This is a genomic window from Shewanella waksmanii ATCC BAA-643 (assembly GCF_000518805.1).
Taxonomy (GTDB): domain Bacteria; phylum Pseudomonadota; class Gammaproteobacteria; order Enterobacterales; family Shewanellaceae; genus Shewanella; species Shewanella waksmanii.
Genome location: NZ_JAEH01000010.1, coordinates 85,623 through 111,869, shown reverse-complemented (window position 1 = coordinate 111,869; position 26,247 = coordinate 85,623). Strand labels below are relative to the sequence as shown.

At 44.5% G+C, this 26,247-nt stretch carries 26 protein-coding genes and 1 pseudogene; 13 read left to right on the top strand and 14 right to left on the bottom strand.

The features are described from left to right. Window position 1: 1 nt before the first annotated feature. Both L865_RS0106860 and L865_RS23275 read right to left on the bottom strand, forming a co-directional pair. Window positions 2-748, bottom strand: coding sequence for a ferredoxin--NADP reductase (locus tag L865_RS0106860; RefSeq protein ID WP_028772555.1), 747 nt, complete (start codon window positions 746-748; stop codon window positions 2-4). A gap of 90 nt (window positions 749-838) precedes the next feature. Then, window positions 839-1,438, bottom strand: a complete 600-nt coding sequence (locus L865_RS23275) for a DUF5610 domain-containing protein (RefSeq protein WP_037470686.1) — start codon at window positions 1,436-1,438, stop codon at window positions 839-841. Between the two features lie 174 nt (window positions 1,439-1,612). On the opposite strand from L865_RS23275, the gene L865_RS23270 reads away from it, so the two are divergent. Both L865_RS23270 and L865_RS0106845 read left to right on the top strand, forming a co-directional pair. Further along, a complete protein-coding gene (locus tag L865_RS23270) occupies window positions 1,613-2,125 on the top strand; it encodes a phosphoglycerate mutase family protein (protein ID WP_051484487.1) in 513 nt (170 codons plus the stop codon). Window positions 2,126-2,243: 118 nt separating this feature from the next. Next, window positions 2,244-2,447 carry a hypothetical protein gene (locus L865_RS0106845; protein WP_425423617.1) on the top strand — a complete coding sequence of 68 codons (204 nt, stop codon included), beginning with the start codon at window positions 2,244-2,246 and terminating at the stop codon, window positions 2,445-2,447. Between the two features lie 32 nt (window positions 2,448-2,479). Here the strand turns inward: L865_RS0106845 and L865_RS0106840 are convergent, their stop codons facing one another. Together L865_RS0106840 and L865_RS0106835 are read right to left on the bottom strand one after the other, a co-directional pair. Then, complete coding sequence (locus tag L865_RS0106840) at window positions 2,480-2,743, bottom strand: hypothetical protein (RefSeq protein ID WP_028772553.1); 264 nt, start codon at window positions 2,741-2,743, stop codon at window positions 2,480-2,482. A 90-nt stretch (window positions 2,744-2,833) separates the two neighbouring features. Then, a complete protein-coding gene (locus L865_RS0106835; RefSeq protein WP_028772552.1) occupies window positions 2,834-4,609 on the bottom strand; it encodes an ABCB family ABC transporter ATP-binding protein/permease in 1,776 nt (591 codons plus the stop codon). A 339-nt stretch (window positions 4,610-4,948) separates the two neighbouring features. Here L865_RS0106835 and L865_RS25430 point away from each other — a divergent pair, with 339 nt between their 5' ends. Further along, window positions 4,949-5,125 carry a hypothetical protein gene (locus L865_RS25430; protein WP_157577481.1) on the top strand — a complete coding sequence of 59 codons (177 nt, stop codon included), beginning with the start codon at window positions 4,949-4,951 and terminating at the stop codon, window positions 5,123-5,125. 65 nt (window positions 5,126-5,190) lie between these two features. Here L865_RS25430 and aroG read toward each other — a convergent pair whose 3' ends face one another. From aroG to L865_RS0106805, 5 genes are all read right to left on the bottom strand, one after another. Then, window positions 5,191-6,243 (bottom strand): 3-deoxy-7-phosphoheptulonate synthase AroG, encoded by a 1,053-nt coding sequence (aroG, locus tag L865_RS0106825; RefSeq protein ID WP_028772551.1) that lies wholly within the window; start codon window positions 6,241-6,243, stop codon window positions 5,191-5,193. Between the two features lie 379 nt (window positions 6,244-6,622). Further along, complete coding sequence (locus L865_RS0106820) at window positions 6,623-7,786, bottom strand: tetratricopeptide repeat protein (protein ID WP_157577479.1); 1,164 nt, start codon at window positions 7,784-7,786, stop codon at window positions 6,623-6,625. Between the two features lie 83 nt (window positions 7,787-7,869). Beyond that, complete coding sequence (locus tag L865_RS0106815) at window positions 7,870-8,208, bottom strand: hypothetical protein (RefSeq protein WP_037470683.1); 339 nt, start codon at window positions 8,206-8,208, stop codon at window positions 7,870-7,872. A 92-nt stretch (window positions 8,209-8,300) separates the two neighbouring features. Then, entirely contained in the window at window positions 8,301-9,551 is a 1,251-nt protein-coding gene (locus tag L865_RS0106810) for an ammonium transporter (protein WP_028772548.1), read from the bottom strand. Window positions 9,552-9,562: 11 nt separating this feature from the next. Continuing rightward, window positions 9,563-9,901: a P-II family nitrogen regulator gene (locus L865_RS0106805; protein WP_028772547.1), complete on the bottom strand. Its 339-nt coding sequence runs from the start codon at window positions 9,899-9,901 to the stop codon at window positions 9,563-9,565. A gap of 248 nt (window positions 9,902-10,149) precedes the next feature. Here L865_RS0106805 and L865_RS0106800 point away from each other — a divergent pair, with 248 nt between their 5' ends. Then, window positions 10,150-10,692, top strand: coding sequence for an isochorismatase family protein (locus tag L865_RS0106800; RefSeq protein WP_028772546.1), 543 nt, complete (start codon window positions 10,150-10,152; stop codon window positions 10,690-10,692). A gap of 55 nt (window positions 10,693-10,747) precedes the next feature. Here L865_RS0106800 and nrfA read toward each other — a convergent pair whose 3' ends face one another. After that, the gene (gene nrfA, locus L865_RS0106795; protein WP_028772545.1) at window positions 10,748-12,151 is read right to left on the bottom strand and encodes an ammonia-forming nitrite reductase cytochrome c552 subunit; all 1,404 of its coding nucleotides are present in this window, start codon (window positions 12,149-12,151) and stop codon (window positions 10,748-10,750) included. Between the two features lie 246 nt (window positions 12,152-12,397). Here nrfA and narQ point away from each other — a divergent pair, with 246 nt between their 5' ends. Together narQ and L865_RS0106785 are read left to right on the top strand one after the other, a co-directional pair. Beyond that, a complete protein-coding gene (narQ, locus tag L865_RS0106790; protein ID WP_028772544.1) occupies window positions 12,398-14,104 on the top strand; it encodes a nitrate/nitrite two-component system sensor histidine kinase NarQ in 1,707 nt (568 codons plus the stop codon). A gap of 138 nt (window positions 14,105-14,242) precedes the next feature. Continuing rightward, window positions 14,243-14,872 carry a response regulator gene (locus L865_RS0106785; RefSeq protein WP_028772543.1) on the top strand — a complete coding sequence of 210 codons (630 nt, stop codon included), beginning with the start codon at window positions 14,243-14,245 and terminating at the stop codon, window positions 14,870-14,872. Between the two features lie 55 nt (window positions 14,873-14,927). Here L865_RS0106785 and L865_RS0106780 read toward each other — a convergent pair whose 3' ends face one another. Together L865_RS0106780 and fkpA are read right to left on the bottom strand one after the other, a co-directional pair. Then, on the bottom strand, window positions 14,928-15,305 hold the full coding sequence (locus L865_RS0106780) for a YacL family protein (protein WP_028772542.1): 378 nt from the start codon (window positions 15,303-15,305) through the stop codon (window positions 14,928-14,930). A 140-nt stretch (window positions 15,306-15,445) separates the two neighbouring features. Next, entirely contained in the window at window positions 15,446-16,228 is a 783-nt protein-coding gene (fkpA, locus tag L865_RS0106775; RefSeq protein ID WP_028772541.1) for an FKBP-type peptidyl-prolyl cis-trans isomerase, read from the bottom strand. A 224-nt stretch (window positions 16,229-16,452) separates the two neighbouring features. On the opposite strand from fkpA, the gene L865_RS0106770 reads away from it, so the two are divergent. The 7 genes and pseudogenes from L865_RS0106770 to L865_RS0106740 all read left to right on the top strand — a co-directional run bounded on the left by L865_RS0106770 (window position 16,453) and on the right by L865_RS0106740 (window position 23,379). Next, complete coding sequence (locus L865_RS0106770; protein WP_028772540.1) at window positions 16,453-17,403, top strand: WD40 repeat domain-containing protein; 951 nt, start codon at window positions 16,453-16,455, stop codon at window positions 17,401-17,403. 14 nt (window positions 17,404-17,417) lie between these two features. After that, window positions 17,418-17,630 carry a SlyX family protein gene (locus tag L865_RS0106765; RefSeq protein WP_028772539.1) on the top strand — a complete coding sequence of 71 codons (213 nt, stop codon included), beginning with the start codon at window positions 17,418-17,420 and terminating at the stop codon, window positions 17,628-17,630. Window positions 17,631-17,659: 29 nt separating this feature from the next. After that, entirely contained in the window at window positions 17,660-18,145 is a 486-nt protein-coding gene (def, locus tag L865_RS0106760; protein WP_245608405.1) for a peptide deformylase, read from the top strand. After that, window positions 18,142-19,508, top strand: a pseudogene (locus L865_RS23265) (COG3014 family protein). The gene def and the pseudogene L865_RS23265 overlap by 4 nt, the downstream one beginning before the upstream one ends. A 114-nt stretch (window positions 19,509-19,622) precedes the next feature. Continuing rightward, window positions 19,623-20,216, top strand: a complete 594-nt coding sequence (gene lpoB, locus L865_RS0106750) for a penicillin-binding protein activator LpoB (protein WP_028772537.1) — start codon at window positions 19,623-19,625, stop codon at window positions 20,214-20,216. A gap of 102 nt (window positions 20,217-20,318) precedes the next feature. After that, a complete protein-coding gene (pepN, locus tag L865_RS0106745) occupies window positions 20,319-22,952 on the top strand; it encodes an aminopeptidase N (protein ID WP_037470681.1) in 2,634 nt (877 codons plus the stop codon). Between the two features lie 211 nt (window positions 22,953-23,163). Beyond that, entirely contained in the window at window positions 23,164-23,379 is a 216-nt protein-coding gene (locus tag L865_RS0106740; RefSeq protein WP_028772535.1) for a coiled-coil domain-containing protein, read from the top strand. A 62-nt stretch (window positions 23,380-23,441) separates the two neighbouring features. Here L865_RS0106740 and L865_RS0106735 read toward each other — a convergent pair whose 3' ends face one another. Both L865_RS0106735 and L865_RS0106730 read right to left on the bottom strand, forming a co-directional pair. Then, window positions 23,442-24,002, bottom strand: coding sequence for a phosphoribosyltransferase (locus L865_RS0106735; protein ID WP_028772534.1), 561 nt, complete (start codon window positions 24,000-24,002; stop codon window positions 23,442-23,444). Between the two features lie 264 nt (window positions 24,003-24,266). Beyond that, on the bottom strand, window positions 24,267-26,039 hold the full coding sequence (locus L865_RS0106730; protein WP_028772533.1) for an alkaline phosphatase D family protein: 1,773 nt from the start codon (window positions 26,037-26,039) through the stop codon (window positions 24,267-24,269). Window positions 26,040-26,247 lie beyond the last annotated feature (208 nt).

The window sequence follows — 26,247 nt, the reverse complement described above, 5'->3', positions numbered from 1 at the left end:
GTTACCAGTATTTTTCGACGGTGATTTGCCCGGGTTTACGACGTAAATTCTTTTCCAGACCACGTGCTTTTAGTATTTCAGTCACATCGGTTATCATCTGAGGATTACCACACATCATCACTTGCGCATCACGGCTGGTGAGTTGATGCCCCACCGCTTGCTCGAGTGCCCCCGATGTGATGGCATCACTTATTCTTTCAGTCAAAGCACCGTCAACTTTTTCGCGGGTTACCGAAGCGACAAAACTAAATTGCTCGCCATATTGTTGCTTTAGGGCTTCAATGTCAGCCAAGTAGGCTAAGTCTTGTTGCTGGCGAACGCTGTACACCAAGGCGATATGTGGATAGGTCTGCCATATCGCTGCAGTGCGCAGCATCGATAAAAAAGGCCCTACTGCGGTGCCGGTTGCTAATAGCCATAAACAGCTCTCAGTACTGATAGCGGGCAACTCTTCTAAAGTCATAAAACCTGTGGCCTTTGGCGAGATATCGATTTGGTCACCCACAACCAGTGATTGCAGTTGCGGCGACAGTTGCCCATCTTCCACCGCAATAGCTAACACTTCTAGGAACTCACTTTCTGGGGAGTTAACTAAAGAATAGGCGCGCGCGACACGCTTACCATCAATTTGTTGTGACAACTTGATAAACTGACCAGCAATAAATGGGGCAACCTCGGCGTCTAGCTTTAACGAAAATAGGTTGTCATTCCAAACAATTTTTTCTACAACTGTCGCGGTTATCCACATTTAACACCTCACAGGAAAAGGGCAATGATATGAAATTATCATTGCCATTTAGCCCGCTAGAGTCAAGTTAACCTATTAGATTATTGTGTATTATTCTGATTGCTCTGGTGCAGGTTCTTCCGGAGTCGGCATCATACTTTGCCTAAATTCGAGTAACCCGGCTTGCACAATAGAGTAGGTCTCATCCACACCTAAAGCAATGTCACCTTCGAGCACTTTTAGATTGGTGAGGATCTCTTTTGCTTCGTCAAAGCCTTGATCTATCGCCCCGCCAATCACGTCCATAAAAGAGTCGAGTTGCTCTTCAAATTCCATTCCCGAATTCTGCTGTTGATAAATGCTAAAAAATTGGGTGGCAAAACTCACTATGCGATCAGCCGTGGCTTGTGGAGAAGTATCCACTCCCTCCTCTACCGCCGTTTCAATGGCTCGCTCCCCCATTGTTGGCGCCAACTCTTCGTTTATCGCTTCAATGGCTGCTTTATAGAGCAACCGCATTGGCTCATCGCCAGCACTAAGCTGGGCATCATGCTGCGCAGACAATATCGCGGTATTCATTAATTGCTTACTGGTAGCATGGGCTGTTTTGTTTGATGCGACCTCTGACACTGACTGACCGTGATTAGCACCTGTGTCTGACTTATTTTTTGCAACATTAGATACTTGCGAACCGTGATTATGGACTTCCATAACGACCTCAAATGTTAACTATGGCTATCTCTATATTATCGGCCAAATTTCATACAACATAAGAAGAATTTTACGGTTAGCAGTCTACCGGACACACCACCTCAATAAAAAACCGCCACCGCTCACGCCAACTGTTTGATATGATGCGCTATCACTCACAGAAGGATCTAAGCAATGACACGGCTAATGTGTGTATTTTTATTGGGCCTAACACTTATCTCGCCAACGGATGTGATGGCGACTCAAGCAGGTCAAATCATTGTTATTGTGCGCCATGCAGAGAAAATGTCTGACGTTAAGGATCCCACACTTACCGAGCAAGGGCAGCAGCGTGCACAACATCTGGCCGAGCGCTTATCCCATGTGGTATTTACAACCGCATTAACAACACAGTTTAAACGCACTCAGGCCACCTTGGCGCCCATCATCAATAAGCAAAAGCTTAACCACCTCATTACAGTGGCCAAATCACCATTAGACGACCACATCCAAGCCGTGGCAAAATTGGCTCGCCAACAGTCGGGTAACGTCATCATTGCCGGTCACTCCAATACCGTGCCACTGATTGTCACGGCCTTAGGCGGCCCGACTTTACCCAGTCTCCCAGAGACTGAATTTAGTAAGTTGTATATATTGTCTATTGCACCAAACAACGAAGTTTCTTTTATAGACGCCGAATATCATTAGTAAATTCACTATACTTAGGTATAATTTCGCATTCGCTAACTTAACGGTTTAATAGCCTTGCAATGTTAGTGATATCTACTATATCTAAAAGTAGATATTATCAGGGAGGGATTAAGTAGTGAGTGACTCTATGTTTGCAAGTGGCAGTAAAAGCACCCCATTATCAGTTAGCTGTAAGAGTTGTGATCGGTTAACCGTGATTGAAGGTGAAAGTGTGTGCTTTAAAAGTGGGGAAATTTTTCGCCTCACGCCTTTGAGCCAAGACTTGAGCCAACTTAACTTGCTTTGTGATAACTGGAAGATCGACGACAGCAAGCAATAACTTTAGTTATTGCTTGCTAACAGCTAGATTATTTATGCAACCATTATTGATGCATATTCTTGTTTAGATAAACTGACATCACGCGTGATACCCGTTAATTCTGTTGAGGGGTTAATTTTTGCTAAGCTCAAGCCGCGAGTTGTCACTCGCAGACCCGATGAAATTTCAAAGTAAACATTCATCAATTCATCATGTTCTAGACCGCGTTTTTTTAGCGTAGCCATAATCGCTAGCCAATCTGTATTGACAACACTCGCCTGACCTTCAATGTTCACTTGTAGGGGAATATTTTTCATCACAATCTCGCTGTGGCTATTTAATAAGCTTAATTATGCAGAATTAACCTGAATAAAGCCTGAATTAGCAACAACGAATTTCAACATTTGCTATAGATCACTATTTTGTACCCGCCATAATCGAGTATATAAGCCATTTTGCGCCAATAAATCACTATGGCTGCCACGTTCAACAATATTGCCCTTACTTAGTACAATAATTTGATCCGCATCGACAACCGTTGATAAGCGATGCGCAATCACCAGCGAGGTGTGCCCCTTAGCAACCTCTTTTAGCGCTGTCAGTATGGCTTTCTCAGAGTGTGAATCGAGCGACGAAGTTGCCTCATCAAACACCAAGATAGGTGAGCCTTTTAATATCGCTCTGGCTATCGCAACCCGCTGTTTTTCTCCACCTGAGAGCTTCATACCTCGCTCGCCCACTTTAGTGTCTGTTCCCTGTGGTAAACGCTTTATAAAGTCTGCTAGGTGAGCCATTTCAATCGCTTGTTGGATCTGCTCGTCACTGGCATCGGGTCTGCCATAGCGAATATTTTCGAGCAAAGTATCGTTAAACAACACCGTATCTTGCGGGACAATAGCAATAGACTGACGGAGTGCATGTTGGGAAATCTCACTAATATCATGACCATCGATACTGATTTTACCGGCTGCCGTATCGTAAAATCGAAACAGTAATTTCACTATAGTCGACTTGCCTGCCCCACTATCACCAACGATGGCAACCTTTTGTCCTGGTTTCACCTCAAAACTAATATCATTAATGATAGGACGCTCATCATATTGGAACCGAACCCCATCAAACTGCAAGTGCCCCCGTGTTAATGCCGGTGATGTCGCGTTTGCTTTATCTTCAATTTTAGGCTCGGTATCAAGTAGAGAGAACATTCGCTCAATATTAGCCAACGCCCCCCGGATCTCTCGGTAAACAAAACCAAGAAAATTCAGCGGAATGAACAATTGCATCATAAATGCATTCACTAACACGAAATCACCTATGGTCATTTGACCATCGACCACATTTTTTGCCGCCAGTCCAAGCATCAATGTCATGGCAACAGAAATGATTAAAGCCTGCCCTGCATTGAGGGCAAACAGCGATAACCTATTCTTACGCTTAGCCTGCTCCCAATAGGTGAGTGCTTGATCGTAATGCTTGGCCTCGTAAGCTTCGTTGTTAAAGTACTTCACGGTTTCGTAGTTAAGTAGGCTATCTATTGCGCGAGTATTAGATTGTGAATCCGCTTTGGCTGCTTCACGGACAAATTCAGTGCGCCACTCTGTGGCCACCACCGAAAAAGCGCCATAGGCAAACACCGCTAACAGCGTTATCAGCGCGAATGGCCAGCCATAGTTATAAAACAAGATCCCCACGACTAAGGCTATTTCAATCACCGTAGGCACAATGTTAAATACCATGAAACGCATCAGGAAATTAATGCCACTCGTGCCCCGCTCAATATCCCGTGACAAACCGCCAGTGCGACGCTCTAAATGGAAGGCTAAATCTAATCGGTGTAAGTGCTCAAATACCAACAAACCTAAACGGCGGATAGCTCGCTCTGTAACGCGGCCAAATAAAGTGTCCCTTACTTCAGAAATAATGGTGTTCAGTAGTCGTAGCGCACCATAGGCAGCCACTAAACCAATGGGAACTGCTAATAGCTTCTCCGGGCCATCACTTAATGAGTCAACTAAATCTTTAAGTACGAATGGCAGTGACACGCTGGCGATTTTGGCCACCACAAGACACAGGAGCGCCAACGCAACTCGCGATTTGAATTCCAGTAAATAAGGCCACAGTAGCTTAAGTACATGCCAGTTTAGTTTGTCGATTGGGCCATCAAAATACAAAGAGGGGCGCATAGCGAATTCCGAACAACTGCTTGAATGACTTAATATAAATCATTTTTGTATTGATAGCTCTCACTATACGTCATTAAAGCGTAATCGTAGAGATTTACACTATTTGTGTGATTTTATTCGGTACAAAATCGAGTTTTTTGCTACACTCGCAGCATTACTATCAGAAAGTAACGCTAAAGTTGCAAAAAATGGTAAGTTTAATAGTAGCAAAGTCTAGTTAATCGGCTTTATTGTTATCTAAAGAAAAAGAATTTGATACTCTTGAACCGTCTGTTCAATCACTAAGCTTGGGTACTTGGTGTGAGTACAAGCTCAATAATAACAATGAAGGAAATAACTATGCAGGAATCGTCTGACGTTCAATATCCTCCACTACCGCTCATTCAAACTTGGGTATGGATGATGACCGAGTCCGGCAATCCCGAGATCCAACAAAAGGGCCAGAGCAATTTAATTGCTTCTTTTGGTAGTCTAGCTAAAGCTAATGAGTACATTATCAACAATCTAAAGCGCTAGCACCAAACAGAAAAAGGAGGCTTTAGCCTCCTTTTTTATTCGTTATTTTAAGCGGTTTAACACCGTTAACCGCGACGGTTTATCACGCTCTGATTTAGCATTGCTAACATCTGCTCTGTGTCATCCCAGCCAATACAAGCATCGGTAATACTTTGGCCATAGCATAACGGTTGCCCTTCAATGTAATCTTGGCGACCTTCTACTAGGTTACTCTCCACCATCACACCGAAAATGGCTTTATCACCAGCGCTAATTTGTGCCGATACATCCTCAGCCACAACTAACTGTCTTTTAAACTGCTTGCTGCTATTAGCATGGCTAAAATCGATCATAATATTATTGGCCAGCTTGGCCGCATTAAGCTGTGAGGTAATTTCCGCCACATCTTCTGCACTGTAGTTGGGCTGTTTGCCACCACGTAAAATGATATGGCAATCAGGGTTACCTTTAGTCTCTACAATCGCTGAATGGCCATACTTAGTGACCGATAGGAAATGGTGCGGTGCACTGGCAGCCCCTATCGCATCAATCGCGATCTTAATCGTACCGTCAGTACCATTTTTAAAGCCCACCGGACAAGACAGTCCAGACGAAAGCTCTCTATGGACTTGAGATTCCGTGGTACGTGCACCAATAGCACCCCAGCACATTAAATCAGCGACATATTGGGGCGTGATCATATCGAGAAACTCACCCGCTGTTGGAATGCCAAGATCATTAAGATCTAATAGCAACTTACGCGCAGTACGCAAACCATCATTAAGCTTAAAACTGTTGTCCATGTAGGGATCGTTAATCAAGCCTTTCCATCCCACAGTCGTGCGCGGCTTTTCAAAGTAGACTCGCATGACCACTTCTAGCTGGTCTTGATACTTTTCTCTAAGCTGTACTAAACGCTGACCATACTCTAACGCGGCCTTGGGGTCATGGATTGAACATGGACCAATCACAACTAGCAAGCGATCATCTTGTTTTTGCAGTATTTTATGAATGTTTTGACGACCATTAAAAACCGTTGCTGATGCACGCTCTGACGCTGGAAATCGCTCGAGGATCGCCACTGGTGGCAATAACTCTTTAATTTTATTAATGCGTACATCATCATTCTGGTAATACATGGTGTTTAAACTCCGAAAAAACAGCTAAAAAATAACATCTCTCTCTTGCAATACTGACTCCAATTTATCAGTAATCCCTCCATTTGCAAGCAAGAACTAATAATAATAATAAATTATTAATAACCTGATGTTTTTAAAAACAATAAAAAGGCTTACTGCCAATTTACTATAACGGCAGCAAGCGCTTTGACTTAGGGAAGACAAAATTAAAACTGACAATGAAGCCAAGTTTGGGGGAAATTATGGCTGTGAAAGATAAAATAACAATTTTATGACAACCGACTCAAACAATGACGCTTACGAATTTGAACCTTGGGAGGCACCGCCGCAAGCGGTATAAAGCCACTCGCAGGCAGCGCCTCACAACAGTTCACAATGGCTAATGACCTTGCATAGCATGCAATTTAGCTTGATAACGCTGTTTACTGCCATCATCAGCTGTTAAAGCCAACGCTTTTTCTAAGCTATTTTTGGCTCTTCTCTCATCTCCTGTTGCCCAGTAAGCTCGAGACAAGCCAAAATAAAACTCATGGCGATAATCCGCTTTTTCTACGGCACGTTCATACCACACCACGGCTTCTTCATATTGCATTTCGAAATACGCTTGCTGCGCCATATCGTAGTAATAATAGGGGTTTCTAATACGTGCTAACTCTAATACCTTGTGAACTTCAGCCCACTCAGTTAGCCGGTCCTGCGATGCCAGTAAAATAGCGTAGTTATACAGGGTATGCATATCCTCGTCATCATAGGTTAAAGCAAGCTTATAAACTGATTCAGCCTGGGGCTGTAGCTTCTTATAGCGATAAAGGACCGCCAAGGTATTTAAGGTAGGCACATAATCTGGTTTCAATCTCAAACCAATTTTCAGTAATCCGTAAGCTTTATCATAATCGCCGACGACTAAAGATTCAGCAGCAACATTATTATAAAACATCGCCATCACGGTCTCTCTATCAATCACCTCTTTGCCATAAGCTCTTACTGCACGTTCTGGCATAAAATCGATCTGCACAGAGCTGGATAACAAGTTAACGGTATTTGCTTCGCGCTTTGGAGTTAGCTTTAAATTGATATGGCCATTAACGAGGAAAAAACTGCCTTGTTTATCCCACACGGGCGGAACGGCGATATCTTGGAAAACGACTTTGACCCCCATGACATCAGCCAATGACCCCGTCAACAACACCAAAGACAAACAGTTTCCCATCCGAGTATCAAACGTCTCACTGGCAATCTTGGTCATATTGTCATAGTAGGTAAAACCCCCGTCATCGGCATTAATATAGTTTGCCAACCATTTGTGGGTATCGAGATTATTTCCACGGGTCAAACGACTTAATTGATAGGCTGATAGTAAGGACTTGCGCGCTTCATCCGGCAACTGAAACAATTCATCCGGCTGAACTAACCCATCAACCTCTTGAAAATACTCATCATAAAAATAAGGCTCAACATTGGCTTGTTTGGGCGCCGAGGTAGAGGTACACGCACACAGAATTAAGGCGGTGAATATGCTTGGTAATCTTATTATCCACTTCATAATCAGCACTCCTATGCAATAGACACCTATTAAGCATAATAGAACAATGCCGTGTTAGCAGACAAAAGGGTTACAAAAAGTGACTAACGCTCATCTACGGGCAACTCATTGTGTTGCGGTGGATCAACCTGAATATACACATCTTGCTGTTGGTATTGATAAGGGCGATAGTATATATGGCCACATCGATAATACCGAGTAGGCAAAAAGACACAGCCTAAGGGTAAGGACTGAAGGATTTGGATTTGCTGCTGATAACGCAGTGCCTCCCGCCATTCATGCTGCTGTTTAACTTGATCGCGCACAGCAAAGGCATCAAAGGGCTCACTCGATTTACGCACCACCACTTGACCTGCATGCGCAGCAAAAGTGCTTGAAAGCAACATCAAAACCAACAGGCATACTTTAATACATCGATTCATCACATCACCAAAAACAGTAACCAGTAAAGTGATGATATAAAAAAACAGGGCTTAATGCCCTGTTTATTATTTGTGCAACTTAAAGTTAGAAACTATCTAGCACTTTTTACCGAGACAAACTCTGGGTAAGCATCAATGCCGCAGTCTGATGCATCCATACCTTTGTATTCTTCCTCTTCAGTAACACGGATACCGACTGTTTTCTTCAGCACATACCATACACAGAATGAGGCAGAGAATACCCAAGCAAAAATCACTGCTGCACCATATATCTGACCAATAAAGGTAGCATCAGGATTTGATAGCGGCACTAACATCAAGCCGTAGAAACCTGCAACACCATGTACAGAGATAGCACCCACTGGATCATCAATTTTAATGCGATCAAAACTAACAATCGAGAACACCACAAGACCACCAGCAACCAGACCAATCACACCAGCCATGGTAAGTGATGGAGATAATGGGTCAGCGGTAATGGCGACTAAGCCTGCTAACGCACCATTAAGGATCATCGTTAGGTCAGCTTTGCCCCATACCATTTTACAAACGATTAATGCTGAAATCGCACCGAAAGCCGCGGCAGAGTTAGTGTTGACGAAAATCTTAGCCACAGCAGACGCATTTTCTGCATCAGAAACCAGCAGTTGCGACCCACCGTTAAAGCCAAACCAGCCCATCCACAAGATGAACATACCTAAAGTAGCCATAGGCAGATTAGAACCAGGAATTGGATTCACTTGACCATTTGCACTGTACTTGCCTTTTCGTGCACCAAGTAATAGCACACCTGCAATCGCTGCGGCTGCACCCGCCATGTGAACAATGCCACTACCAGCGAAATCAACAAAGCCCGCTTCAGAAAGGAAACCGCCACCCCATGTCCAGTAACCTTCAATAGGATAGATAACCCCAGTAAGGACGATTGAGAATGCTAAGAAAGCCCAAAGTTTCATACGCTCAGCAACTGCACCTGACACAATTGACATAGCTGTTGCTACGAAGACGACTTGGAAAAAGAAATCAGATTCCAATGCATGATCAGCGTCAGCGGCTTGGCTACCAATGATGGCGCCAAAAGACGGTAACCATCCCCCTTCAACGTTGTCGACATACATGATGTTGTAGCCTAAAACTAGATACATCACACAGGCAATCGAATAAAGACAAACGTTTTTAGTCAAAATCTCAGTGGTGTTTTTAGAGCGAACTAATCCCGCTTCTAACATGGCAAATCCCGCAGCCATCCACATCACCAGAACGCCAGAAATCAAAAAGTAAAACGTATCTAAAGCGAAACGCAATTCAGTGACCGTTGCACCTAAGCTTGCTAACTCTTCCATTATTATTCTCCTTACAGTGCTTCGTTATCAAGTTCACCGGTACGAATACGGGTGACTTGCTCGAGGTCAGTGACAAAAATTTTACCGTCACCAATTTTGCCGGTACGAGCAGCTGCGGTAATTGATTCTATTAATAGTTCGACATTCTCAGACTTGGTGGCGATATCAAGTTTGACCTTAGGCAAAAAGTCCACTTGATATTCCGCACCGCGGTATAGCTCGGTATGGCCTTTTTGGCGCCCGAAGCCTTTTACTTCTGTTACCGTCATCCCTTCAATGCCAACGCTAGCAATTGCTTCACGAACATCGTCTAATTTAAATGGTTTAATAATTGCGCTGACTAATTTCATCCCAGCCTCCAAGTGCTTTGTTATTTTTGCTGTAGATATCAATTCAATCATCAGGCCAATTTTAAATAGTCAACAAAAACAACAATATAATAAAATCAGCCATGAAACCACATTCGCTATTCGCACCAAATTAGTGCGACGATATCAGCCATGCACAATCACGGCGCACACTATTCGACCAAATACTAATTGGCACAAGTTGCTGCTAGGTTACTATCAAGACCGGCAAGTAACCTGAGGAGAGGATGATGTTAAAAGCAGAGGAATGCGTATTAGTTTTCGTGGATGTACAGGGGAAATTAGCTCAAACCGTTATCGAGCCTGCAGAGCTTGAACAAAGCCTTGCCACGCTAATTAGTGGGGTCGCACTGTTTGATATCCCCATCCTATGGGTTGAACAGCTTCCTGAGAAGCTTGGAAGCACCAGTGACATTTTACAGCAGCAGCTAAGTCCATTGTGCTCGCCCATTGCTAAGTCGACCTTTAGTGCCATGGATTGTGAGCAGTTTGCCACTCAGTTATCAGCCTTAAAGCGGCAACATGTACTCTTAGTTGGCATTGAAACCCACATCTGTGTTTACCAAACTCATCGCGGACTGATCGATGCCGGCTACCATGTCCATGTTGTTGCCGATGGTGTGTCATCGCGCACCGCTGCAAACAAACAGCTCGGCCTGACCATGATGCAACAAAGTGGTGCGCAACTGACAAATGTAGAATCCTTGCTGTTTGAATTACAGCAGTGCGCCTCGGGTGAACGTTTTAAAGCGCTTTTAAAACTAATCAAATAAATTATTCAAAAAAAAGCCCCGATTTAATCGGGGCTTTTGTCACTCTAAAACGTCATTAATAAGTTGCTTCGCGTTTCTTAGCTTCTTCGTCCCACTTAGGCACAACAGTTTCTAAGAACTCTTTCTTATCAGCGTTCATCTTCTTCATATCCATACCAAGCGCAGCTTGTGCTTTAGCTTTAGTAGAGATATCAGGAAGTGCTACAGGTTGTTTAACACCTTTAGCTGTTAGTAAGTGTGCAAGCTTAATACGCGCATCAGCGGCTTTGCTTACTGCTGTGCCTAGTACACGTAGTGCTTCATCAGGAGCGTGAGATGCAACACCGTGTGAAGCGATTGCATAATCCCAGCGCCATTGCGCATGACGGATATCAGTCAAAATAGGCTTCATTTCAGCTTCAGTCGCACCTGCTTTCCAAGCGGCACCCGCTTCGAAATGAGCATGAACTAACTGCTTCTCAGCTTTTAGCTGAATCTCTTTAACCTTAGCTTTACGCTCTTTATCTAGGTTAACCATGAACTCTTTGCTTTGCTCGTGACAAGTGCCACAAGTTTCTTCAAAGCGATCGAACGGGTTACCCACTTTATGGTCAGTAAACTTACGACCTTCTGGGCTTTTCACGCGTGGCATATGGCAGTCAGTACAGCTAACGTTGTTCTTACCGTGCATGCCTAGCTTCCAAGTTTCATAACCTGGGTGCTGCGCTTTTAGCATTGGTGTTTTAGATACAGCGTGAGTCCAATCTGCAAAATCTAATGCATCGTAGTAAGTTTCCATCGCTTCAACGGTAGTACCACCGTCCCAAGGGAACTTAACAAAACCTTTGCGATCTTTGTTTTTCTCAAAGTAGTACTCTACGTGACACTGAGCACAAACCATAGACTGCTTGTCTTTACGTGATGCTTCGTCAAACGGAGTACCAATCGCTTCAAAGCCGCGCTCAGCAAAAGGACGCGAGATACGTAGCTTTGACTTGCCTTTTTCGTGACAGTCACCACAACCAATAGTATTAACGATTTCTGCACCACCTTTAGCCCACTTGCCGCTAAAGTAACCGTCTTCACCTTGCTCTTCAATTACGCGAGGTACATCTGGGCTCTTACAAGACCAACATGCCATAGGCATTGGGCCGTCTTCAGCCGATTTTGGTGCACCCGTACGTAATGTTGCACGTAGATCAGTAACAGCATAGTGGTGACCACGTGCTTTGTTATAATCTTTAGCAAACCCGTAACCTGCCCATAGGATAACTAGGTTAGGATCAGCTTCTAGTGCATCAATCACTTCAACACTTTCAGAAGTCGCGTGCCAGCTGTCATATTGCTTAGAAAATTTATCTTTATATACTTCATTACGTGGGTCTGTTTCGCTTGTTTGTGCGAACGCGCCCGAGGCCATTAGGCTCGCAGCTACCAATGCACTCAGTGCAAAGGATTTTTTGTTTAATGTTCTCACCATCTCATCTCCATGTTACTTTTATAGTAGTCTTATTAACCACAACATCTCCAAGGCCAAAGTTAGCTGCAAACCCCTAGTAAAAATATACCCCCAATGGGGTATCCGAATAGAAATTTGCGGTAGATCAATTTGTAAACGTGTTGTTGCTCACATTTTTACTAGTTTGTTAAATTCTTCACCACTAACCTAATGTAGAACATGGTGAATTAGTTGTCACTGTATAGACGTAATTAACGAGTTTTTATAATGAAAAAAGGCAGTTTAACCTCCACCATTCTTGGATTGATGCTAGTGCTCATATTGGTGTCCAGTGGCCTCGCCACTTTTGCCCTAGTCAACTTGGCATACAGCTTAGGTGATGCGCGCGCGATCAACGCTTCAGGGTCCTTGCGAATGCAAAGTTACCGACTACTCTTTTATGCTAATTCCGGCAGCAAAGAAGCGGAAAGCAAAATAAGTGAATTTGAAAATACACTTTATTCCCCAGCGCTTAGGCGCTCTATGGAATGGTCGACTCCCAAGGCACTCAAAGATCAATATCAGCTAGTGATCCAAAAGTGGCGAGTCATGAAGACCTACATCATCGAGGAGAATTCACGATTATACGTCGCCTCGCTAAAAGACTTTGTCGACACCATTGACTTGTTAGTGCTAGAGACTGAGCACCACGCGGCCTTTAAACTCAGATTGCTTGCCGCAAGCCAGATAACCGGCCTTGCAATCATGTTGCTAATTGCCATGCTGGCTGTGCGTTTTACCCAAAGAAAAGTCGTTAAACCTCTGCATCAATTAATGGAGTCGGCGAATACTATCTCTAAAGGCGACTTTAATGTAGAAGTACCTAAAACAGGTTATATTGAACTAGCGGCACTTAGTCATGCACTTGAAAGTAGTGCCAAGGAATTAAGCCGTCTTTATGGTGATTTAGAAGCCCAAGTTGAAGAGAAAACCATCGCACTGACTAAGGCCAATAACGAACTCAAGTTGTTGTATGACACGTTGGTGATGCTGCACTCAGGTAAGCTCGACATCAACTCATTGCAAAGTGCCCTTAATCAGCTCAAAGCCCACGAACCACAAAGCCACCTACGTTTGGTCATTGCTGAAGACAATGAAGACAAACAAGTCATTGAAGCCGATGGCGGTTGGCCAACTGATAATCTAAGCGTCACCCGTTACCCACTGAGCTTTGAAAGTAATGAACTCGGCTACTTAGAAGTTGCTAACCCAGAAACCGAAAATAACCCCATGTTTGAGAACTTCGCCATTATGCTGGCGCGCTCAATTGTTATTTACAACGCGGGAGAACAGCGTCAACAACTGGCATTAATGGAAGAGCGCGGGGTAATTGCCCGTGAGTTACATGACTCACTTGGGCAGCTTTTATCATTCCTTAAAATTCAAGTTAACTTGTTATCGAAGCAGTTAGATGGCAATTGTCGTAGCCCTGAAGTCGAACAACAACTCGCTGAAATTAACGAAGGAGTCACGACTGCCTATGTGCAACTGCGCGAACTATTATCGACCTTCAGATTAACCATCGATGATCCTAATTTAAACCATGCGATTGATGTCATGCTCACGCAATTGCGCTGCCAAACTGACACTGTGATAGAACTCGACTATAAACTGCCGCTGCAGTTACTTGGGGCACATCAGCACATCCATGTTTTACAGCTCACCCGCGAAGCAACCCTCAATGCCATAAAACACGCTAAGGCTAAGCGAATTTTGATTAGTTGCACCAAAACAGATGGGACCGATGTCAGCGTTAGCATTAGCGATGATGGTATTGGCCTAGATAAAGTCAAAGAGCGTGACCAACACTTTGGTATTGGCATTATGCATGAGCGGGCCAGTCGCCTCGGTGGCAATGTCAGCTTTAGCAGTAACCCAACGGGCGGCACCACCGTCACCTTAACTTTTCCACCTCAAGCAGAGCCTAGTCATTAATGATAAATCGCCTACCGAAAGATCAGTATGACACCCGCCCTGTAGGCTTGCATTCACTAGCAGACAGAGTAAGCTTGAGCGCATACACCAAGACACTACAGTCAATTAATAAGACTTCAGTTGGAGGTACAATAATCCATGGGTAAACCCTATTCCGTACTCGTCGTTGACGATCACCCATTACTTCGTCGAGGCATCTGCCAGTTAATCACTTCGGATTCCGATTTCACCCTATTTGGTGAAGCAGGTACCGGATTGGATGCATTATCGGCCGTTGCCGAAGATGAACCCGATATTGTGCTGCTTGATCTTAATATGAAAGGCATGACTGGACTGGATACACTTAATGCTCTGCGTCAAGAAGGGGTGACATCTCGCATCGTGATTTTGACCGTCAGTGATGCAAAGCAAGATGTGATTCGATTAGTCCGTGCTGGCGCTGATGGCTATTTGCTAAAAGATACTGAGCCCGATTTGCTGCTTGAGAAACTAAAAAATACCATGCAAGGCCACCGGGTGATTTCAGAATCAGTTGAAGATTACCTGTATGAGCTTAAAGATGCAGCCGATGAGCAAGAGTGGGTGAGCAATTTAACCCCACGCGAATTGCAAATCTTAGAGCAGCTAGCAGAAGGAAAAAGTAACCGTGTCATCTCTGAGCAGCTGCATATCAGTGAAGGCACTGTAAAGGTACACGTTAAAAATCTACTGCGAAAAGCCAATGCCAAATCTCGCACAGAAATGGCGGTACGCTATTTAAACCAATAATCGCTTGATTCAACGTCTCGGCCGTGCACGTTAAGTCACGGCCTGAGCCGCATGGCTAACTAGGCTGACCACTGACAAACTCTTGCCAGCTTTGTAACGCATATAAATAATCTTCTAAGCCACAGTGGGCCTCTGACTCCCCAGTGTACAATGAAAAAGCTTCGTCAAATTGTGGCTCTTCTTCCATATCCATTTCATTGGCAAACACTCTGACTTGCTCTTGATCCATACTGACCGATACCCCTCGCCCCACCAACGACCAGCTATGAAGACTCCCCTGTTGCAACTGGGCGATTGCCGTCAAAATCTGCTGCAGTTTCTGCTTATCTTCACCGAGTTCTTCAACAAACCAAAAACCAAGAATCTCATGGTCCATACTAAAGTTGGCCACTAACGTTCCTGTCATGGTATTGCGGCGAAAATCATATTCCATGGTTACAACCTACATCTTTGCTGAATAAGTAATAGTGAAACCCTATTATAGCCTGCCCTGCCAGTGAGGCATGACGATTAATCCGCCAAGCAATAAAAAGGGCGCCTAAGGCGCCCTTTTTAACATCATGTGCTCAACGCTTAGTGAGCGTGGCCATGGTCACCTTCAGCTTCTGCTGTTGGCGCTGCTGCCTTTTCGATAGACAGTAATTCTACTTCAAAAATTAGCGTAGAATTGGCAGGAATCGTTCCAGTATCACGGTCACCATAAGCAAGTTCTGATGGGATAACGAACTTATACTTAGAGCCTACAGACATCAATTGTACGCCTTCCGTCCAACCTGGAATCACACGGTTTAGTGGGAACTTAGCACTTTCACCACGAGCAACAGAGCTATCGAACTCAGTACCATCGGTCAGTGTGCCAACATAGTGCACTTCTACTGTATCTTCAGCAGCTGGCTTTTCACCAGAACCTTCAGTCAATACTTCATACTGAAGACCAGACTCAGTTGTCGTCACGCCTTCTTTAGCTTTGTTTTCATCTAGATAGGCTTGGCTTTCTGCAAGTGCTTTTTCAGCTAATGCTGTGGCTTGCGCTTGACGCTTTTCATTTAACTTGCCGTCAAGTGCTTGCAATACAGTTTGCATCTCTTCTTCGGTAAGCTTTAGCTCGTCATTTAATCCATTGCTGAAACCAGTGATGATAAGATCACGGTCGACATTGAAACCTAAATCTTCTTGCTCTTTAATGTGACCTGACATGTATTTACCAATTGATGCACCCACGCTATACGCTTCTTTCTGTGCTTCTGTGGTCAGTTCAACGGTTTTCACTGTTTCTGCAACTGACTGCTCTTGATTACAAGCAGTTAAACCAACTACGGCTAGTGCGACCAATGAATATTTATAAATAGATTTCATTCAAGCTTCCTCAGCAAATTTCTTTTAGTGGCTCTCACCTTACTTATCTAAGGCGAACCACTTTATACTAGTTAATTAACATATACCAATTACATTCTTGCTAACATGTTTTTCAGTTAAGTGCGATAAGCAATCTGAGTAAAATCTGTCAAACTGGTGTGTAACAATGTTAAATGGCATAAAATAGCTTATGGGCTATCGACATCATCAACGGGGAGAAGCTCATGAAAAAAGTCTTTTTACTTATTTTCTTAACCTGTTTGAGCGCCTGTCAGCCAAAAACTGCCGATCAGCAGCTCATTAGCCAACCAAGTTATAGTGCCACTATTTCAGAAGATGCACAGTTAGCCTTAATCAGTACCAGCAACGCAGATTTACAGCTGTGGGATCTCAATACAAAACAACAAAAATACCACTGGGTACATGGAGCCGAAAACAACAGCGACGCCATTGATACCGCAATTTCGCCCAATGGTCGTTTCGCAGCCTCGTTAAGCAAACAGTCAGTTGCCCTGTGGCAAATTAGTAATGGTCAATCTTTAGGTTGGTGGTCTCTGCCGGCTTCCGGTCAATCTGTGGCCATCTCTAACCGGGGTAATTTATTGGTAGGATTAAGTGACGCTAGCGTGATGTCACTCGATCCGCAGCAAAACCGTTTGATCCAGTTTCTCGGCCACAGTGAAAAAATTAACCGAGTGGCCATATCGGCTAATGGTGACATCGCCATTAGCGGCGCGAATGACAACCAAACCATTGTCTGGCGCACAGATACTGGGCAACCACTGCAGCAATGGACATTGGATTCAAGAGTGACCCAAGTCGCGCTTAACCACGATGCCAGTCTCGCATTTGCAGGAGACAGTACCAATATGGCTAAAATATGGCAGGTTAGCGATGGTAACTTGATTAGTGAGCTTAATATCAAACGCCGAACGATGAACTTTTCAACCGCCCGCTTTACCAATGACAGTCAATGGCTAATGACTGGCACTCCCGCTAGAGAGGTCATATTGTGGCAAGTGGAAAATGGTAAAAAAATCGCCAACTGGCGGGTAAACCGTACCGAACATGCGCAAATTAAGGGTGCCGTAGTATACTCTGTTGCAAACATGGCTAATCAACACTTGATCAGCTTTAGCAGTAACGGTTTATTGGAAACTTGGGCCGTCCCCTAAAATTAGAGAACAACATGCAACAACTAGAACAACGCGTCGCCGAATTAGAAATGAAGCAGGCTTTTCAAGATGATACGATTGAAGCGCTCAATCAACAGGTCATTACGCTAAATGAATGCATAGAAAAGCAGCAAGAAACGATACGTTTATTAGTCAGCAAGCTGCGTGCAGCCGAGCCAAGCAACGTCGCATCACAAGCCAAAGAAACACCGCCACCGCATTACTAGTGAGCCTGAAGTGACAATAAAGGATGACAATGCTAAGCATTATTCAACATGGTGACCCTAAGCTACTGCAACCGGCAAAGCCTGTGGTTCACTTTGACTCATCACTACAACAGCTGAGTAATGAGATGATGGCGCTAATGCTAAGTCACTCTGGGGTCGGCATCGCTGCACCACAGGTGGGACAGTCTGTGGCGATGTTTATTGTTGCATCACAACCTAACCCGCGTTATCCAGAAGCACCAATGATGCAGCCTACGGTTATGTGTAACCCTAGCTTTAAAGCCATAGAGCCACAACGCCAGTGGGGAGAAGAAGGCTGCTTGTCGTTAGGCAAACAACGCATTAGTATTGCCAGATACACTAAAATTGCCGTACGCTTTCAAACCCTAACGGGCCAATGGCAACAACAAATAATGGACGATTTTATTGCTCGTATCTTTCAGCACGAGCATGATCACCTGCAAGGCATCACCTTAGTTGAACGCCAGCGCATACAGATGGAGCTTGCACAATGAAACAAGCGCTAGTGATTGCTTTACTGTGTTTATCTTTATCAGGCTGCGCACTGAATAGTATTTTTATCAACTACCCTTCACAGCTACACCCGGTGAAAGCCCAGCTTAATAGCGCGACCCCAAGTGCGGGTATCCAAGAGATAAGTGGTAAAATTGATGGCGCCGATGGGCTACTCTACGCCCAAGAAGCAGGGCGTGTCGCGCAAATAAGTGGCGATTTTGCCACTAGCCGCCAATATTTTGAAGCGGCGGAGCAGGGATATAAGCAGTTTGATGACCAAGCCACGCTCTCTGTCAGTGATTTGGGGGCCACCGCAAGTAGTGTGTTTATTAATGACAATGTTATCCCCTATCGAGGCCCTGGGTATGAGCGCATCATGTTGCATCAGTATCAAGCGCTGAACTACCTCTTTAGCGGTGACAGCCAAGGGGCACTCGTTGAAGTCCGCCGAGCTAACCAACTTCAAAGTGACGAGCAACGCCGCTACCAAAAGTCAGAAAAATCCGTTCAGGCAATGGCCAATGGGACAGTTGATGCGGAAATTAACCGTTTAGAGACTGCTGCCGGAGACGTGACGAGCTCGTTCCTAAATGCTTATAGTTATTACACCACTGGGTTGCTGTATGAGTTGCTCGGCGAACCCAATGATGCCTTTATTGACTATCGAAAAGCCGCACAAATGGCACCTAAAAATCGATTTTTACAACAAGATTTAGTCAGATTAGCTCAGCAACTTTCCATGCCTCAAGCGCAAGAATTTCAGCAACGTTGGGGCAAAGCCCCGCAACGAGGTAAAGACCAAGGCCAAGTTGTTTTCATTGTAGAGCGGGGTTTGTGCCTGAAAAGCAGAGCTTCAGTGTGCCTTTTCGTATTGATGGCAACTGGCAAACAGCTTCATTAGCAACCTACTCGTTTATGCCTCCTCGCGCTAAAGCGGCAAATATAACTGGGCTTCCTAGCCCCCTAAAAGCGCAAACCATTGCTAACATCGACGCCTTAGCGGTGACAGCATTAAAAGAAGAGCTACCCATGGCGCTGGTACGCCAAGCGGCGCGAGTCTATGCCAAAGCTGAAATGGCCAGCAGCGTCAGAAGTGACTCTAAGCGCCGGCATAATGAAACTGATTATGGTGCTATCGCGATGCAAATCTTTAATGTGGTCAGCGAACAAGCCGATCGCCGCAGTTGGTTGACCTTGCCACAGCAAGCACAAATAGCCCGAAGTTATGTCGATGCTGGCCAATATAATGTCGGCCTCGACAGCCGCTCAACAGCAGAAATTACTATTGAAACTGGACGCACGACACTGGTTTGGGCAATTGATACTGGAAATTACACCCGTTTTTATTCAATAATTATATAGGTACTGTTTAATAGTCTTAGTCGCACAGTTTGAGCTTGGTATTCTATCGGTTCAAAAATACATAGGCTGACAACTGACACAGTTCCGAATCAACCATACAGGAATCGGTATTTTATGAAAAAGTTCAATCTAATATTTATCATTGCAGTGGCCATCGGCCTTGCGGGTTGCCAATCGAAAGTCCAATATGGTGATGCGACTGAAGTTGAAACCGTCAATGAAAACTTTGGCTCTACCGACCTACAAGCGATCACCGCTAAAATGGTTGATAGCATGCTCACCTTCCCACCTGTGGTGGCAATGACTGCCAATGACCGTCCAATTATCTTTGTTGACAAGATAAAGAACAAAACTTCTGAGCATATCGATACCGAGTCAGTCACTGACTCAATCAGCAACAAGTTGCTACGCTCTGGTAAGTTCCGTTTTATCGACATGACCAAGGTCGACTCAGTACGCAAACAGTTAGACTACCAAAATAACTCCGGCATGGTTGACCCATCAACGGCGATAAGCTTTGGTCGCCAAATTGGTGCGCAATATATGCTGTATGGCAACCTATCAAGTATTGTCAAACAAGATGGCAGTACTAAAGATGTGTACTACAAAATGACCATGCGTTTAATGGATTTAGAGACGGGCTTAATTGAATGGTCTGACGAAAAAGAGATCCGTAAAACTAAGTCAAAATCGTTTTTAGGCTTGTAATCTTAGCCATTGATAAAAAAACCAGCGAAATCGCTGGTTTTTTTATGGCTAAATGTTAAAAATAGTGCCCCTAATAATTAGTCATTTTGGGGATTGCTGCACTTGAACTGTTTGCGTATTGGCTTAGTGGTATTGGGTTGCTTTGTTTTAAATGCCTGTAATGCTACCAAAACTGTGATAGACCAACCTACCCCCACGATAAACAGTGGACTCACGCAGCAACAAGCCCAAGCACGTCAAGCCAGAATTAGCGATGTGAGTTACCAATATCAATTGGATATTACCGACCCGCAGCAACTTCGTGGCCACGCCCAGCTCAGCTTTTCATTAACGGACAATCGCGAGCCAATCAAAATTGATCTAGCGACGGCACAGGTGAGTCAATTTACCCTGAATGGTAGGCCACTATATCCCAACTATGACAATCAGGTATTTACCTTACCGGCTAGGTTACTTAATAGCGGCCGCAATCAAATTACCCTTCACTATCAACGCCCCTATAGCTCAGAGCCTGATGGCTTATATCGACTGCAAGATCCAATAGATGGTCAAGACTACTTGTTTTCGTTTCTCAAACCGTCATCGGCTAAGAAACTGTTTCCCCTGTTCGACCAACTTGATATTCGAGCCACCTTCTCATTGCAAGTTACCGCGCCCAGTTCATGGCAAGTCATCAGCACCACTGCCGCGGTTGAAGTTGTTGAAGAGCAACAAGCTAGGCGCTGGCAATTTGCCCAGACAGAAACCATTAGCCCTTACCAGTTTTCGCTGCATGCGGGGCCATTTCATTTTTGGCAGCAACAAGGTCAACCCAGTTTAGGCCTATATGTCAGACAATCGCAGATGCAGCAGGTTGAGCCACAACAGTTTTTCAGCCGCACTCAAGCCAGCATTGAAAAGCTAGCACAACGTTTAGGGGTTGATTATCCCTTTGGCCAATACAACCAAGTGCTAGTGCCGGTCTCTATTCCATTTGCGACGGAAAGTAGTGCAACTAACTTAGTCAACGAACGCGACTTCTGGCAGCAACAACAACAGCAGTCGCAGCAACCTATATTGAGCGATCTAACCCGCCAGTGGTTCGGTAATTTGGTGGCAATAAAATGGTGGGACCAACAATGGCTCAATGAAAGTATGGCGTTATATATATCGCAGCAGCTAACTGATGATGCTCATCAATCTGCGGTACCACAGCATACTTTTGATAAACAACAGGCCTACAACGAAGACCTACTGGTATCGAGCCATGCATTGCAGCCTAGTGCCATCAACCCTAACTCACCACTTCAACATGTTGATGCCATTACCCAGCAAAAAGGGCTGTCGAGCTTAAAGCAGTTAAACCACTTGATAGGCGATCGGGCTTTCTATCAGGGAATACAAGATTTTCTCACCCAATATCGATTTCAAAGCACGCCGAGTGAATCCTTTCTCGACACTCTAGCAAAAGCCGCTAAAACAGACTTAACGCCTTGGTATCAACAATGGGTCCTTTCCAGCGGCTTGAATACCCTCAAGGCTGAATTTCAATGCAACAACAACCGTATCAGCCGATTTGTACTACATCAAAGTGGCCTTGACTCGCCGCAAGATAACTTTAAGAGTCAAACCGTTAAAATTGGTCTATTCACCAAAGGGCGCAATGCACTGCACCGCAATTCAACCGTGGTTGTTACCTATGATGGCGCCACAACAGATGTTAAGCGCTTAGTTGGCAGCCGCTGCCCAGATCTGGTTTATCCCAATTATCAAGACTGGGGTTACGTCAATGTAGAACTAGACAACAAGTCGCTGCAAACGGCGTTGTTTGAAATTGGTAAGCTGCAAGATGATCAACTCAGAAGCATGTTGTGGCAAGGGTTGTGGAACAGTGTGCTTCAAGGGCAGTTGAGCTTACAGCAGTATTTTGGCGCCATATTTGTCAACTTGCCTAGCGAAACTGAGCCGCAAGTATTGGCCCAAGTACTAAACCAGCTAAAACAAGCCAAAGTGTATCTAGAACAGGTGCAGCCTTTGCATCAACGCTATGCTCGCCAAGCCCTCAATGGGGTTGAGCAGATGAGTTTACGTTTAGCCATGCAAAATAGCGCCAACACGACCCTGCGTGACCTGTGGTTTGAACAGTATATCCATTTCGCAACGAGCCTAAGTGCCCAGCACCATCTCGCTAAACTGCTTAACGGAAAAGAGGGATTTGAGCGGCTGCAATTACCCCAGCAGCAGCGTTGGGGTATCTTGATTCATTTGAGCCGCTACGATTACCCCAACATTAATCGACTACTGAACCAAGAGAGTCAACGAGATAACAGTGATAGCGGTGCAAATTACTTATTGGCCGCTAAAGCTTCACAGCGGCAATCCCAACAAAAACGTCGCTGGCTAAACAAAGTCATGCAACAAACGGCGCCCACAACACCAACTCAATTTGCGCAACTGGCGACGGTAATGCAGCATCTTTACCCTAGTGAGCAAAAAGCCCTCAGCCAAGCAACAGCAGAAGAAAGATTGGCACAACTTGAACAATTAGATAGCCATAGAGATGAGAAATTTATGGCACTGTATAGCCAATACTTACTGCCAATGAGCTGCAGTTATAATGGCAAACAGCGGTTACAAAATACGTTGACGCAACAAGCACAATTATCAACCGTTAGTCAGCGTGGACTCAAGTTAGCCATCCAAGCCGAACAGCAGTGCATTAGTATCAGTGAGCGGATGCTAAAGCATGGCACTTAGGGTAAAGACGATGGTGAAAAAAGCCATTCGTTGGTCAAAGCAACCTAACGTTAAAGGTTGATTTGTCACAGATTTTTTTAAGTAGATGAAAATTAGTGACTTTTGTAACTGGTATAGTCTTTGCTATAGCTTAAGATAACCACAACAAACAAAGTTAACGGCATATCAGAATGAGTTTGATATGAGTTTATAAGAATAGAGAGGGAAAACTATGGGACCATTTGAGATCGCGGCAATTGCCATTATCGGCGCTTTTTCTGTCAGTGCTTACAAGGAATATAATAAACGCCACGCCCACAGTGCAACCAATGCAGAGGTTGAAGCACTACAAGCTGAACTCGAACAGGTAAAACAACGGGTTGCCACGCTAGAAACCATTGTGACCGACAAATCTTATCAACTTGGTAAAGAGATAGACCGCTTATAATCATAGTAAAAAGCCAGCAAATGCTGGCTTTTTCAATAGAGACTGTTTGTTACCTGTTGTGGTTAAACAAATAGCTCTTTAATGTTTTTCAAATCGCCCTTACCTTGAGCAATTTCTTCAGCTGATAACCCTGATACCTCATGAGGGAATACCAACCACTCTTCAGATTCGTGAATAAAGTAATCTGGAGTCATTGGTACCGCGGTATTCTTCGGCTTGTAATACGGACAAGCAATACGTACATCTTGCGGCATATTAAGGCGCATTTGCTCTTCGAGCTTGGCGATTAATGCTTGAATGCTACGACCAGAATCGAACACATCATCGACAATCAATAAGCCATCTGTCGCATTGGCATTTTCGATAATATAGTGCAAACCATGGACTTTGATTTTCTTGCTTTGCTGATTGATTCCATAATAAGAAGAAGTACGCACGGCAATATGATCGGTCTCAACTTTCTTAAAATCAAAAAACTCTTGTACCGCAATACCTATCGGCGCCCCACCACGCCAAATACCAACAATAAACTCAGGGCGAAAACCACTGTCGTATACTTGAGCTGCTAATCGAAAAGAATCTTCAAGTAATTCCTGTGCGGTAATAAAGCGTTTGTCTGACATTGGACCGTCCCCATCTTATTTTATATTTTGGTCAAAGCGAGTTGTTTTAGCGTAAAGCGAGAGTAAGTACCGGCCGCAAAATTCAACCTAGCACTATATGCCACTTGCGAAATGCAAATGCGACATATCTTGTACCTACTGGATTTTGGGGCGCAATTTTATACTAAAACAAGTATAGATGCTGCAGATTTTATGAAAAACTTATGCGGGGAATTGTTAGCTAGCTCACGATATCAACAATCGCATATCGTGAGCTGGATCGGGTTAAAGCAGTGTAATACTTGGATCTCCGGCTTGCGTGACCGCAGTGACTTGCTTGTCCATCGCCTCGCGATAGTCAGTGGCCAATACAGTATCAACATAGTGCCAATCAGCAGAGACTTGTACGTCAGTAAAAGTCACCACCATAAAGCCACGATCGCGCAAATTAGTATATTTAAGCCCATCAACTAAGCCGACAATACCGGCTTCTGTCTGTGCTTGAGCTTCAGCCTCAATACCCAGATAATATTCTAGGCCTGGGGAGGAAACCGAACTAGTAGCAAACTCGACCGCCACCTTATCACCATGACTATCAGTTAACTCATTTGCCCACGCATTGTGCGTATCGCCAGCAATCACCACCAAATTTTTCTGCTGCGACTTAGCGGTAGCTAAAATCACCTCTCGCTCATAGGCATAACCATCCCAAGCATCCAAGTTGTAAGGTATGGCCGGCATCTGCACTAAAGCTATTGCTTCAGGAGTCAATCGGTGCTGATTTTCAACATAAAATGTGTATTCAAAAGTGGTGACTGTTGGATCATTCTGCTCTAGGCGCTGTGCTATCTGCATTAAGGCGACGAGTTCGCCAAACTCAGTGACCGACAGTTGTTGGGTCGCGATAGCAGCGGGCAATAGCATTTGCCCCATCAATACCTGCTGACCCAGTAATTGCCATTTTGCCGTTGAAGTTAACAGCTGTGCTTGTAGCCACTGTAACTGCTCTGCCCCTAACATCGTTCTGTCATTACTGGTGACATCTTGGCCAAAACGCGCCGCATCAATAGCGCCAGTATTCGGGTCTAGATAATCAGCGTAGTCTAGCTGCTTATCTCCGCCTAACAAACGGGTATCTAGCATATGCAGGTCGACAAGATCGCCAAAACTGAACGAGCGGTATATTTCTTGGTGATTGCCTTCTTGCCATGGTCGGATGGGCAACCACTCAAAATAGGCTTGTAAAGCTTGGCTCTTACGTGACTGATAATCCCCTTCGCCTTCATTATGATTTTCAGCGCCATCGAGCCAAGCATCGTTGCAAACTTCATGGTCATCCCAAACGGTAATAAAAGGTAATTTGCCATGCAGTTGCTGCAATGCTGCATCACTTCGGTATTGACCATAGCGAGTACGATAGTCTGCTAGTTCCAGTAATTCACCTTCTGGCAGCACTTGGCGATTTAGTTGCTCGGCGTTTTCGCTGGCATACTCTCCCCTAGCGTACTCATACAAGTAGTCCCCTAAGTGCACAACTGCATCAATATCATCATGTTGCAGTGCCAAATCGTAGACATTGAAATGCCCTGCTGGATAGTTTGCACAGGAAAAGACCGCTAACTTCACTTGCTCTACCTGCCCTTCAGGCAAAGTTGAAGTAATGCCTGTGGGTGACAGCACCTCTGCAACTTTAAAGCGATAATAGTAGGTTGTTCCAGCATTGAGCCCAATGGCATCTACTTTGACAGTGTAATCACGCGCTGCAGTCGTCGTCATTTCACCATTGGTGACCAAATCGGTAAATTCGGCGTCTGTCGCCACTTCCCAGCTCACTGTAACGTCTGCTGCCTGCTCAGGGGTAACACGAGTCCATAAGATAATCGCACTATGACTCGGGTCACCGCTGGCAACACCGTGCAAAAATGAGGCACTAGCGCTAACTTGCTCATCGTCACTGTCACTGCTTGAGCAGCCCATCAAGCCATAAGATATTACCGCAGCACCTGCACCTTTGGCCGACATAGCTAAAAAATCGCGACGAGTTATTATTGTTTTCATTTTGACTCCTTCAATTGAAAAACTCCTATAAAGCCTCTCTTACCGCCTTTTAGAGATGCTAACTTGCTACATTAGCAGGTTATTAATCAACTGGTAAGAGCTCTTACCTATCAAGTGTAAAGTCGGTATATTTCAGCGAGATGAATTGCCTCGCAATTTAAATGCAGCATCTTGTAGGCAATTTCTGTCAATTAAGCTGACATTATGC